This window comes from Fibrella aestuarina BUZ 2 (assembly GCF_000331105.1).
In the GTDB taxonomy this organism is placed as follows: domain Bacteria; phylum Bacteroidota; class Bacteroidia; order Cytophagales; family Spirosomataceae; genus Fibrella; species Fibrella aestuarina.
The window spans coordinates 1825695-1837945 of the sequence record NC_020054.1 but is presented as its reverse complement, the minus strand read 5'-3'; the positions used below and the strand labels follow the sequence as shown (position 1 = coordinate 1837945).

General features: G+C 55.4%; 7 protein-coding genes. 1 reads left to right on the top strand and 6 read right to left on the bottom strand.

Annotation, left to right across the window (positions count from 1 at the left end; translation table 11 throughout):
* Nucleotides 1–3: 3 nt before the first annotated feature.
* Nucleotides 4–1458, bottom strand: coding sequence for an alpha-L-fucosidase (locus FAES_RS07465; protein WP_015330594.1), 1455 nt, complete (start codon nucleotides 1456–1458; stop codon nucleotides 4–6).
* A gap of 93 nt (nucleotides 1459–1551) precedes the next feature.
* Nucleotides 1552–2697: a glycoside hydrolase family 18 protein gene (locus FAES_RS07460; protein ID WP_015330593.1), complete on the bottom strand. Its 1146-nt coding sequence runs from the start codon at nucleotides 2695–2697 to the stop codon at nucleotides 1552–1554.
* A 233-nt stretch (nucleotides 2698–2930) separates the two neighbouring features.
* Here FAES_RS07460 and FAES_RS07455 point away from each other — a divergent pair, with 233 nt between their 5' ends.
* Nucleotides 2931–4160, top strand: a complete 1230-nt coding sequence (locus FAES_RS07455) for an ROK family transcriptional regulator (RefSeq protein ID WP_015330592.1) — start codon at nucleotides 2931–2933, stop codon at nucleotides 4158–4160.
* Here FAES_RS07455 and FAES_RS07450 read toward each other — a convergent pair.
* The 4 genes from FAES_RS07450 to FAES_RS07435 all read right to left on the bottom strand — a co-directional run bounded on the left by FAES_RS07450 (nucleotide 4143) and on the right by FAES_RS07435 (nucleotide 12246).
* Nucleotides 4143–5504, bottom strand: a complete 1362-nt coding sequence (locus FAES_RS07450; protein WP_015330591.1) for a vanadium-dependent haloperoxidase — start codon at nucleotides 5502–5504, stop codon at nucleotides 4143–4145. The two genes, FAES_RS07455 and FAES_RS07450, sit on opposite strands and share 18 nt — an antisense overlap.
* Entirely contained in the window at nucleotides 5501–8767 is a 3267-nt protein-coding gene (locus FAES_RS07445) for a VCBS repeat-containing protein (protein ID WP_229364439.1), read from the bottom strand. The genes FAES_RS07450 and FAES_RS07445 overlap by 4 nt, the downstream gene beginning before the upstream one ends.
* Before the next feature lie 352 nt (nucleotides 8768–9119).
* Nucleotides 9120–10376 carry an endo-beta-N-acetylglucosaminidase H gene (locus FAES_RS07440; protein WP_015330589.1) on the bottom strand — a complete coding sequence of 419 codons (1257 nt, stop codon included), beginning with the start codon at nucleotides 10374–10376 and terminating at the stop codon, nucleotides 9120–9122.
* A gap of 268 nt (nucleotides 10377–10644) precedes the next feature.
* Nucleotides 10645–12246, bottom strand: coding sequence for a SusD/RagB family nutrient-binding outer membrane lipoprotein (locus tag FAES_RS07435; RefSeq protein ID WP_015330588.1), 1602 nt, complete (start codon nucleotides 12244–12246; stop codon nucleotides 10645–10647).
* Nucleotides 12247–12251: the final 5 nt, after the last annotated feature.

The window sequence follows — 12251 nt, the reverse complement described above, 5'->3', positions numbered from 1 at the left end:
CGCTTACCGGCTGGTGAGCTTGAACACCCAGGCGGCTTGTTTTGAGGCCGTTTGCCGGGCAGCTTCAGGCAGGTTAACGACCAGGCCAGCCGCCGTTTTCTGGGCTTTCAGCGGTTTGGCGTACCCCAACAGCCGCACCTCGGCTTTGGCCGGAATGGTGCCCGCCGAAAGCGTTACCGTAGCCGGTAGAGGCTCGCCGTCTTTGGGCAGGTACGTTTGGTAGAACGCCTTGCCGTTGCCCGTAAAGGCCCACTGCCCCTGCCGGTAGGGCGCGACGGGTTTGGTGCCGTAGATCGACTCGCCGTTGACCTGTAACCACGCCCCGATTTCCTGAAGGCGCTGGTAGGCTTCTTCGTGCCACTCGCCGTCGGGACCGGGCGCGATGTTGAGCAGCAGGTTGCCGTTTTTGGCCACGATATCCACGAGCGTCTGCACCAGCTTGCGGGCCGGTTTGAAGTTCTCTTTCGGGATATACGACCACGAATCGCCCATCGTCAGGCACGATTCCCAGGGGATGGGCAGGTACGTTTCCGGAATCGACTGCTCGGGGGTTACGTAGTTCTCGAACTCACCCGTCACAGTCCGGTCGACCACCAGCAAACCGGGCTGATGGCGGCGCGCCATCTGCGCAATGCGGGCCATGTCGATGTCCTGATCGTAGGGAATGGTGCGCTGCCAGCTAATCGTCGAGTCGATGGTGCTGGCCGGACGTACCCAGCCGCCGTCGAGCCACAGAATATCGACTTTGCCGTAGTTCGTCATCAGTTCCTCGATCTGGTTGTACGTGAAATCCTTGAATTTCTGCCAGCGCTCGGGGTACTTCTTGGGCGAATATGACACGTTCCGGTCTTTGGGCGGGAAGTACGGGTCCCAATAGGTCGTGGTGTGCCAGTCGGGTTTCGAGAAGTAGGCGCCGACCATGAAGTTCTGATCCCGGAACGATTTGAACACCTCGTTGGCAATGTTGCTGCGCGGGTTTTTCGAGAACGGCGTTTTCGCGTCAGTAACCTTGTAGTCGGTCTGTTTGGTGTCGAACATGCAGAAGCCGTCGTGGTGCTTCGTGGTGAAGACCACGTACTTCATCCCGGCATTTTTAGCCGCCGTTGCCCAGCGATCGGGGTTGAACTTTACCGGGTTGAAGGTCGTCTGTAGGTTTTCGTAGGCCTTTTTGTAGTCATACCAATTGGCGGCGTAGGGACCGCGCCGTTCGCACCAGCCTTCATCTTCCGGGCACAGCGACCACGATTCCACGATACCCCACTCGCTATACGTACCCCAGTGCATTAGCAGACCAAACTTGATGTCCTGCCACTGAGCCAGTTTCTGCCGCACGAGGCTGTCTTTGGGTACGACATAATGGGCGTGATTCTGCTCGGAGTGCTGTTGCGCCAGCAACGTACCCGGTGCCAGCAAGAGTGCCAGCAGCCAGCTAAAAGGGAGTGAACGTAGGTTGTGCATGGTAGTAAGGAGTGGGAGGTGAGGGATCAGGAATGATGAATTGCCCTAAGGCATTCGTGCGTCAGCCAATTTATCGTTCATCATTCATAGTCCCTATTTCATGGTTTTCACCAGGTGGTTCAGCAGGACGTTTTCGTGTAGATCGTAGATGTACTCCCAGAACATGACCCCGGCTAAGCCTTTCTGCTTCACGTAGTCGATTTTGGGGTCGAACGATTCGGTGTCGGCGTAAGAGATAAACGTGCGGCTATCGGGGTTCCAGAGGTAGGGCGCCTTGGCATCGTCGTCCCAATGGCGCACGAAGCCATTTTTGTTGATATACTTCGCCACCAGTTCGTCGTAGCTGATAAACGAATGCTTCCCGGCGGCGGGTTGGTAAAGGCCATTGTCGACAGGCTTGCAGTCGGCCCAGCCCCGGCCGTAGAACGGAAGCCCAAGCACAATTTTTTCGACCGGAACACCCGCCCTAATGTGCCCATCGACCGCCGACATCGAGCTGTTGCGCGACTGGTCGCCCTTTTTCGACTGCGCCAGCGGACTATGATGCCCCGTCACCTTGTCATTGCCGTGGTAGAGGTCGTAGGTCATGATGTTCACGTAGTCGAGGTAGCGTTGCGCTTCGCCCAGGTTGGTGTGGTTCACAAAGGCCGTGTCGCCACCCGTTGCGGCGGTCAGCAGGTAGTGGTTGGCACCCGTGCGTTTATCCAGTTTGCCCTGCTCGTCGAGGCGGTCGCGGAGGGCCTTCAGAAACAACGTGAAGTTCGGTTTATCTTCGGGCCGGTAGATGTTACCTGCCCCAATCTGCGCCGGGTATTCCCAGTCGATATCGAGGCCGTCGAGCCGGTGTTTTTTCAGCAGCGCAACAGCACTGTTGGCAAACCGGCGCCGCGAGGCATCGGTCAGGGCGGCATCCGAGAAGTACTTGCAGCCGCCCCACCCCCCGATGGAGATCAGAATTTTCAGGTCTTTGTTCTGGCTTCGCAAGGAGGTCAACGCCGCCAGATTGGCCGCGTCTTTAGCCGAGATCGGAGCCAGCTCACCCGTTTCGGCGGGTACCGCAAACGCATAGTTGATATGAGTTACTTTGTTGGGGTCAATCTGCGCTTTGGTCCAGCCGCCGCCGCTGACGTAACCAATCAGCACGCGCCCTTTAGCCGGTGGTGTCGCTGCTGTTGCCGGATTGCCGAAACCTGACAAACTAATCAGGTAGGTGAATAACGCCAGGAAAAGGGGTCGCATAGAACGTAGTCAGAATTATGTATGGCAAAAATATAGTTTTTTAATTTTTTTAAAAACTCATCTACTTTTTGACAAATTTTTAATTTACTGTCTTCGACCTTTCCTATCTTTCAAAGAAATTAGCTGATTTCGCTCATTTTTTATGTAAAAGCGAGATTTCATCGTGATTTTCTAACCACTTCCCCCTTTCACCTACTCAACTACCAATCGACTTCCTCAGCGCGGCCGCTCCTATGTTACCCTCAACCACGCCCGAAGACTCCCTCACCAAACAGTCTGTTGTTGCTTACAAAAAGAACCTGAAGTTCAGAAAAGCCCTTGCTTATCTCTACCAGGAAGGCTCGTGTACACTGGCCGAATTGGCCAGCGAACTGCACACCAGTATTCCGTCGGTCACCAACCTGGTCGATCAGCTCATCGACGACGGCTGGGTGATCGCCATTGGTACCGCAGCCGGTAACAACGGGCGTCGGCCCGCCGTATTCAGGTTTAATCCAACGGGACACTATTCTATTATTCTCGACAGTGGCACCCACGGCACCCGCTTGCTGATTGTCAATCTGTTACGCCAGATTCTTTTTGAGCGAAGTGTCGATTACCCGCTGGAAGACCGGCCTGAATTCTCGGCGTTTCTGGTCGACTTCGTGAACGACTGCCTACTGGATTCGGGGCTTGCCCGCCAGGATATGCTTGGGGTTGGGCTGTCGCTGCCCGGCCTGATCGACTCCCGGCAAAGCCTCAATCTGAGCTATCCCGGACTGGGTATGCCGGGGCAATCGCTAACCTCGTGGCTAGAGTTACAATGGCAGCTACCCGTTTTTCTGCTGAACGATACCAAAGCCACCGCGTTGGGCGAACACCGCTTCGGCCGGGCCAAAGGCAAACAACACGCCCTGGCTATCAACATCGACTGGGGCGTCGGGCTGGGGATCATCATCAACGGCGACGTGTTTCAGGGCGCTTCCGGCTTCGCGGGCGAACTGGGCCACATTCAGGCCGACCCCAAAGGCTCGCTTTGTTACTGTGGCAAGATTGGCTGTGTCGATACGCTGGCGTCGGCCTCGGCGCTGGTACGGCGCGTTCAGCAGGCGGTCGTGTCGGGGCAGGCGACCCACTTAGCCAGCCTACGGCACGTACCTGAGCAGATCACCGTGAGCCAGATTGTGCAGGCGGCGTATCAGGGGGACGCGTTTGCGATCGAACAACTCTACGAAACCGGCTCGCACCTGGGCAAAGCGCTGGCGATCGCCGTCACGCTCTTCAACCCGGAAATCATCATCGTGGATGGCGTGCTGGCCGAAGCGTCGCTGTTCGTGACCAACGCCCTGCAACAGGCCATCAACCGATACTGCCTCAGCGGTTTCCGCGACACCCTGACGGTAGAGATTACCCAACTGAACGGCGATGCCAAATGGCTCGGCACGCACGCCCACCTGATCGAGAATTTATTCGCGGCGGCTTAGCGTTTTTTTGCCTCCTTTCACCCCCGCTTTTTTCAGCTTATCGACCACAAACGTACCCAGGGCCTGCCCCTGCGCCAGCCCGTTGTCGATGGCATCGCGGTAATGAATGCCGCCGTACAGCCGGGAAACCGCCGCCTCAGCCGCTGCCTGCCGGAACGACGTAAACGAGCGCGACGGCAGCTCAAAGAGTTCTTCGGTGGTGTCAGTAAACGCAAACTGATCACCGAGCAGGTACGTCAGCACTTCCGACACAGCCCCCGAAATGACGCTGTGGCCGCTGGGGTATTCGGGGAAGGGTGGCGTTTGCAGCATCGGTTGCCAGTGCGGGTCGATGTGGCGATTAATCACGGTTTCGGGACGTACCCGGCTGCTGCGGTACTTCTCGTCCCAGCAACTGATAAAGGCGTCCATCAGCGTCAGGGCGGCCAGCGAATGCACTTGCACGGCCTCGTCGAAGGGGAGTTTGGCCTGCTGCGTCACTTGGCTGGTGATGTTAATCCAATGCCCGCCGGGGCTGATTTTTTTGAATCCGATAGCCATATGCCCCGCCGTATTGACGGCAAACGGATTGCAGTCCCAATAGGCGGCGATGAGGCGTTGCGACGGCGTAAGGGTCTGGCTCGTGCGGTGCACTTCACGCGTCAGCCGATAAAACGTACTGCTCGTATCGGTGCTGAAGGCGGCGGGCGGCTTGGGCATGAATTGCGTGCAGGAGTCGATCAGCATGGGCCGGATGGTGCGCCAATGCGGCTCAATGGCTTCCATGTATGCGGGCGGCGTTGGGTACCAATAGCCGTCTTTTTTGGTCGGACGGTAACGGCCACGGGCGCTCAGCTTTCCGTAATTGTCGCTGCGGGCGTAGGCCACAACCGCCTGGGCTACGCGCTGCGCCTCCTGCACCGACCGTTGGATCACGGCATCGGTGTAGCCATCGCGCCGCAGCCGTTCGAGCAACTGCTGCTGGTCTTTTTCCAGCAACGTACCTGATGGCAGCAAGAGCCGCCCTGTTTCGAGGATGCAATACAGGGCCGCAATCTGGTAATCGTAGGTGTTGTCGGTGACGGCCGGGTACGTTGGGCTGGTTTGCAACAACTGCCGGGGCGCCACCAGTTGCGGATTGTGGCGGGCCACCAGTTCGTGCGCTCCCAACAGGCAATAACTGTAAAAGCGGCTCGCGGCGGGCGGATTCACTACGTCATGCATCATCACCATCGTCAGCGCAAACACGGTGGGTTGCAGTTCTTTGGTGGCCTGCGGGCGTGGTTTTGCCCCCGCCACATGGCTGATCAACCACAGACAGGCAAGCAGCAGGTACGTTCGGGTTGTATGTCGCTGCGCTTTCATGGACGTTGTGTTTGGTACACCTGAATAGGCTGATTATACGCCCCAATGACCCAGTTTGGCTTTCCACTGATGGTCAATTCGACAGCGGATTTGACATCGCCAAGTACCGACAGGCCCGATTCAGTCTGGGATACGTAGGTAAAGCCGCCCCGACCGTCGTTCAGCAGCAGGCAACCGTAGTTGGCGTCCATACTGCCCAGTTTGAGCCGGTTGTCCGACTTGTTACCCAGCAGCAGCAGATCGGCGCGGCCATCTGCGTTTGCGTCATTAACCACAATCTGGGTCACCGGCGAGAACTGCGCCTGAACCGGCAAAAACTGTTTGGCAAACCCCCGACCGGTGTTGAGAAAATAGCTTGTCTGCACATCGGTAACAGCCAGTTTCTGCGCCTTGCCCAGCTCATCGGGTGTCAGAATTTTTTCGATCGAGGCATCGGCGTAGTCTTTGTAATAGCCAAACCGCCGCCGCATGCCGTAGATCTGATCGTTCAGTTCGTCGCGGCTCACAAAGGGGTACATCGTTCCCTGCACGTAGAAACAGAAAAAAGGGTCGATTGAGCCATTGTTGTCGAAATCAGCGTAGAGCAGCTCGGCGGGTTGCTCGGACGTGATGCTTAGTTGCGTATTGGTGCCCAGATTCCCCGCCACCAGATCGGGGCGGCCGTCGGCGTTCAGGTCGGCGAACGTGAGCGTTTGCCAGAAGCCGAGCGCCTGATCGGGGAAGTACTGCTTGCTTTGATCAACAAACCCAGTGGGTGTGTTCAGGTAAGCTTTCAACGGCATAAACTCGCCACACAGCACCAGATCGGCGCGACCATCGGCGTTCAGGTCGATCCAACGGGCGTCGGTGACCATACCCACGTTGGCAAACGGTACCTCAGCCAGTTGAAACTGCGGCTGCCCACCGGCCCCCTTGCCCTTGTTCACGAGCAGGTACGACGGTGGCGGCTCGGGATAACGACCGGGAACGACGCGCCCCCCCACAAACAGGTCCATATCGCCGTCGCCGTCATAGTCGTAAGGACGCACGCAGGCTTTGCTGCTACCCGTCAGGTTGGGCAGGGCATTGGGGACGAGTGCCAGCCCGCCTTTGCCGTCGTTCAGGTAGAGATCATCCTGGAGCGAGGGGGTGCCGGGCTCAAACAGCGAGTACCCGCCTTTCGCCACGTACAGGTCGTCGTAGCCGTCACCGTTGGCATCGAAAAACGCCGCCGCCGATACCGCCGACACGGTTTCATCACCGATGCTGAGGCTGCTCATCGGTGACAGCGTGCCGTTGGGCTGCTGCATCCACACGGTCCCCGGCTGTTTCTGGTCGCCACTGATAAACAGGTCTTCGCGTCCGTCTTTGTTCAGGTCGCTTTTGGCCAGCACCGGCCCCACGTGCGAGTACATCCAGAGCATGAGCGGCTGCCGCTTGAAATCATTTTCCTGATACCCCTCGAACGTCCGGTCGATGAGCGACGGCTGCCGCCGAAACAAGGGCACCGGTGCTTTCCGGACAAAGGCCGCTTCGTTGCCCGAAGGCTGCTGCTTGATGGTCAGCTGCTGATTCGCCTTTGCTTCACTGATGCGCTGCACCGACCCGTCGGGCCAGACTACCCGCACCGAGTCGGCCAGCGTGGACGTACCCAGCCCGAAATGCAGCGTAGTCGGTTGGGTCGAGAGGTAGCCCCGCACCGGATTTAGCTCCTGAAACTGCTGCTGCGGGCCGGTGTACACCCACACTTTAGCCCCCACAGCCTGCGTATTTCCGGTGATCGGCTCCAGGCGAATTTGCAGGTACGTGTTGCCCGATGTACTGCTGGCCAGATTCTCGTAGAGCGAGGCAACGTCGTTGGTGTTGTTGATGATCAGGTCGAGATCACCGTCGAGGTCGAGGTCGGCGCAGGCCGCACCCGCCGAGATAGTCGGCTCCTGCAAGCCCCACTCGCGCTGCCGGTTCGAGAAGGTCAGATCCTGGTTATTCCGAAAAATGTAGTTGGGCACTTTGGTCGACGGCATAGCCCGTACCAGGTCCATCAGTTGAATGGGTTCCCGGTCGATGGCCTTCCTGATTTTGTAGTCGCCCCAATAGCGCAGAAAATCTTTGTTGGTGTAATCGCGCAGGTAGCCGTTGGTGATGAACAGGTCTTTGTAGCCGTCGTTGTCGAAATCGGCCAGCAACGGCGACCAACTCCAGTCGGTGTTGGACACGCCAGCCAGTTGGGCGATTTCGCTGAACGTACCGTCGCCGTTGTTCAGCTGAAGCATGTTGCGCATATACTGCCGTTGCAGGCCCTGCTGCTGCATCAGTTCAAACGACTCGTAATTTTCCTGCAATTGCAGCAGTTTCTGCCGCCGGTTGTCTTCGGGCAGCATATCCAGCGACATCACGTCGGGCAGTCCGTCGTTGTTGTAATCGGCCACATCGACGCCCATCGAAAACTGCGGCAAGTGCCGGAAGCTTTGGGCCGTCTGATCGCTAAACGTGCCGTTTTTCTGGTTAATGTAGAGGTAGTCGGGTTCGTTGTAATCGTTGGTCACGTACAGATCGGGCCAGCCATCGAGGTTGATGTCGGAAACAGCTACGCCGAGGCCAAACGTCAGCGGATACTGGTGGATACCCGCCTTTTTCGACACGTCGACAAATCGCCCGCGCTGGTTTTCCAGTAGTTTGTTACCGGCCAGTTCGTCGGTTTCCTGGTGCAGCCGGGCCAGTTCCAGGTTGTCGTATTTCTTCACGTTGTGGTGCAGCAGAAACACGTCGAGGTCACCGTCGCGGTCGTAGTCGAAAAAGGTGGCCTGTGTGTTGTAGCCCGCATCGTTCAGGCCGTATTCCTTCGCTTTCTCGACAAACCGAACCGGCGCACCTTTCTGGCCCGTCTGGTTGATGAAGAGTTGGTTGCCGCGTTTGGTAGCGTCGCCTTTACCCGAGTAACACACGTAAATATCCAGCCAGCCATCATTGTTGATGTCGACCAGGCTAACGCCCGTTTTCCAGCCTCCTGCCCGTCCGCCAAGTGCCGGACTGGCCTCACGCGTAATGTCTTTGAAACTGAGTTTTCCTTGATTCAGATACAGCCGACATGGCTTCATGTTGGCCGTAAAAAACAGGTCGGGCAGCCCATCGTTGTTAAAGTCGCCCACGGCCACGCCCGCGCCGTTGAAGAAGTATTCATAGGCCAGCACGTTGAGGCTCTCCGTCTCGTCGATATCATTCCGGAAGCTGATCCCCGTTTGAGCGGCGGGTAAAGGCCGGAACAACGGCGTCTGTGCGTTCACTGAGCCTAACAGCAGCCAAAGCCCAACCGCAGTCAGTCGGACGCAGGCTTTACTGTAACGCAGCACCAAGTCACCTTTATTCAAAATAAGCTAAGAGGATGTACACACGATAGCTGGTCCGTGCGTAAGTCTGAAACATGTAGTAAAAATACTTCAGCTTCCGGGAGCAACAAAGGCAGTGAACCAGCTTAGTTGCGTTAGTAGGTCATACGTAGTCAGCAACGTCATTCGCTGGCCCTTTTTCACATGCAAATGGGTAGCCCTCTAACCAACTTTTTAGAGCACTACCCATTAGTAGCCTAGTGCAAGCCTATTGCACTGGCACTTGCTTAACGCTAATCTATAAATCGGCTCATTGAATTTTCACCGACGATACTTTATCATTTGCGTTGGGAGACATGGTTGTAAAATCAGCTTTATTAGCGGTCAGGGTCCACGACGTACCAGCAAAATTATCGTGTTCATACAGCGTCACCGTCCAGCCCGCCGGTATGGTTACCGAAGAAGCCCAATCATTCACGAAGCCGTAACTTTGCAATTGTGAGAGCGTGTAATTGCCCTTAGGAATTGTGGATGTTGCAGCGCCGCCGTAATTGATATCCGTAAAGAATTTCACGCCACTAGTGGTAGTGCCGGTACCGTCATTATACACAGTCGATTGGCCATACAGGGCGTTTGACACCCCAGATAAATAACCGCTGACATTCGTATTTGGCAGATTATACGTCAGATAAACTCCATAGCCATCCGTTTTTGTACGCTGCGCAAGTGATGTAGCCGTACTCGAAGCGGTCGATTGAATATCGATGGCAGCGGGCCCAAGATTAGCACTAGTCAAACCCGGCACATTGGGTACGGAATAGGTACCGTAAATGGCATTCCAACTGTAATTTACTTTCGAACCTACGGTCACGCTATTGTAGGATAAACGACTAGCTGCGGGCCCGTAATAGTAGAAGGAAATAAGTTTGTTCGGCAGCAGATTACGCAAGGCAGTTACCAGGTACACAAACGAGTAACTATTGGGCTGTCCCGTCCCATTGGTGCCGTAATCGGCATATTCATCGTCAAAATCAATCCCATCGAGACCATACGTATTCACTGCATTGGCCAGTTGCTGGGCAAAATCATTTGCTGCAGCCTGAGTAGGAAAATTGCAGATACCGGCCCCCTGATGATTGCCCAGAATCGAGAGCAATACCTTTATTCCTTTAGCCTGGAGCGGCTGAATATACGTGGCCTTATTGGTCAATACGTTTGCTACCTGATTATTGAAATACAACTCGGCCTTCTGCGTAGCGGTATTGTAATTAATGTTGGCAGCGAAAATGATTCCAATGTCAAATAATTGCTGACCAGAGGCCAGATAGTACTTGCCTACATTACGAATGTCATTGTTGTTCACTTCAACATAGCATACTGCTTTGGGGCCGTTAACACCAATAGCATTGGCGGTTAAGCCAATAGCATTTTTAGCAGATCTCGCGCCAGCATCATTTTTTTCACTTGACGGAACAGGATCTTCCACCTTACAGGCCCAAAAGGAAAGACTAAATAATGTACCCAAAAAGGCAATTCTCCCAAAAAAAGCTTTCGTTGTAGTTTTCATAATTCTAAAAAAGTTAAGTTATTTCATGGAGAATAAATGCAAAAAATAAGCGAAAAATTACCATAGCAATGTATGATAAAATAATCAAGTGTACTCCTAAAAAAGAATGTATATGGTCCCTTTTTCTAGCCAATGCCGAATTAAGTTGGCCAGCCTGAATCAAAACGTTGCCCTGGTCTTACGTCAATTGTTATCTGTATCTGAGTAGCCATAAACAAAAAGGGCAGCCCGATTAGCGGGCTGCCCTTTTTGTTTACAAGGTATTAGCTTATTTATCCCACCAAACGCGGGCTATCCAGGTATCGCCACCCGAAAGCTTCCCGGTTGCCGACTGGTAGTTGGCGGTGTTCAGCGTAGCTTCGCCCGTTGGATAGGGCTGACGGCGCGGAATTTGGCCACCCGAGAAGTTACCTACGTAGTTTACCGGCGTCAGCACGGGGAAGCCCGACCGTTTCCAGTTGTTCCAGGCCTCTGAGAAATTCATCAGCAGGCCAGTGGTTGCCCAGTATTGCTCGTTAATCTGCTTCAGTGCGTTAGCGGCTATCAGTGGGTTGGCGTCGGCATAGGCCGTAGCCACGGTTGCCTCGATCACGCCACCGGTTCCATACGTACCCAGCGACTGGATACCTGCCACAACCCCATTTTTATAGTGCTGAGCCGCCGTACCGCCTACGTTGTAGCCCCGTGTTGCAGCTTCAGCCAGCAACAATTCAACTTCAGCGTAAGTCAGTACGAACAGCGGCGCGCTACGGTTGCGGTAGATGTTTGTTGGGCGTGAGTACTTGCCAATCGGCGTCACGTCGGCCCCCGTACCCGTAGCGCCAGGATAACCCGCTGACTTGCTGATATCAGTAGCGCCACCGTTCAGGTCATAGCCATTTGGTAACCCAACCTGCGCGGCCGGCGCCGAGTTTGACGTACCGGCAGCCGTCTGGTTTGCCGCCAAACCGGCAGCAGGTACCTCGGCTACTTTGCTCAGGCGCGGATCGTTGGTCGCTTTGAGGTAATCGATCAGCGTCTTGCTCCAACGTACCTGGTAGATATCGGCCAGGGTAGTCAGGGCTTGTCCGTTGCTGTTGGTGAACCCTTTCGAGTCGTCGGTCAGCACATAGGCGTCGTCGGCAACACTGGTGAACACGCCACCGGCGGCGGCTTTCTCCGCGTAGGTTTTGGCGGTGGCGGCATCCGCTTTCGTCAGCCGCATGGCCAGCTTCAGCATGAGCGAGTAGCCAAACTTTTTCCACTGAGCCACATTGCCTTTGTACGCATAAGCATCATTGGTAGGAATGGGCGACGAAGCGTTCAGCGCTGCCGTAGCCGTTTCGAGGCGAGTCAGCAGCGATTTATAGACGCTCTCCTGCGTGTCGTACACAGGCAGCGTATTACCGGCTTTCGCCTGCAACGCCTGCGTATACGGAATGTCGCCATAGGTATCGGCAATCGTCGACAGGGCCTGAGCCTGCATAATGACAGCGATACTGTTGAGGTTGGCCAGGGCGGGTTTGCCTTTGGTCAACTGCTCCATTTCGTAGGCATAGCTAGCCGCTTTGTAATTGATGTTCCAGGTACGTTGCAGGTAGTCGTTGGTGTTACCTGAGATCACGTACTTATCGGCATTTGAGTAGTAGTTGGCCGCCCCTGACGAGGTCGAGGCCATAATCTGCACCCACATGCTCTGGAACAGAATGGGCCCGTTGTACCCGGCCGTAGCATTCACGTTCTCGTACTGAGCACTCGCCAGCAACAGGTTGGGATCGAAAGTGGCCGCCGACGCTTTGGTAGGGTCGGTATTCAGCTGATCGAGGTCGTTAGTGCAGGAGAACTGCATGGCCCCGATTAAGCACGATAAAGCAATTAGTTTCTTGGTCATGATGC

Excerpts from the sequence above, each read along its gene's own strand:
- FAES_RS07455 (WP_015330592.1), top strand. The coding sequence starts at position 2,931 with ATGTTACCCTCAACCACGCCCGAAGACTCCCTCACCAAACAGTCTGTT.
- FAES_RS07465 (WP_015330594.1), bottom strand. The coding sequence starts at position 1,458 with ATGCACAACCTACGTTCACTCCCTTTTAGCTGGCTGCTGGCACTCTTG.
- FAES_RS07435 (WP_015330588.1), bottom strand. The coding sequence starts at position 12,246 with ATGACCAAGAAACTAATTGCTTTATCGTGCTTAATCGGGGCCATGCAG.
- FAES_RS07440 (WP_015330589.1), bottom strand. The coding sequence starts at position 10,376 with ATGAAAACTACAACGAAAGCTTTTTTTGGGAGAATTGCCTTTTTGGGT.
- FAES_RS07460 (WP_015330593.1), bottom strand. The coding sequence starts at position 2,697 with ATGCGACCCCTTTTCCTGGCGTTATTCACCTACCTGATTAGTTTGTCA.
- FAES_RS07450 (WP_015330591.1), bottom strand. The coding sequence starts at position 5,504 with ATGAAAGCGCAGCGACATACAACCCGAACGTACCTGCTGCTTGCCTGT.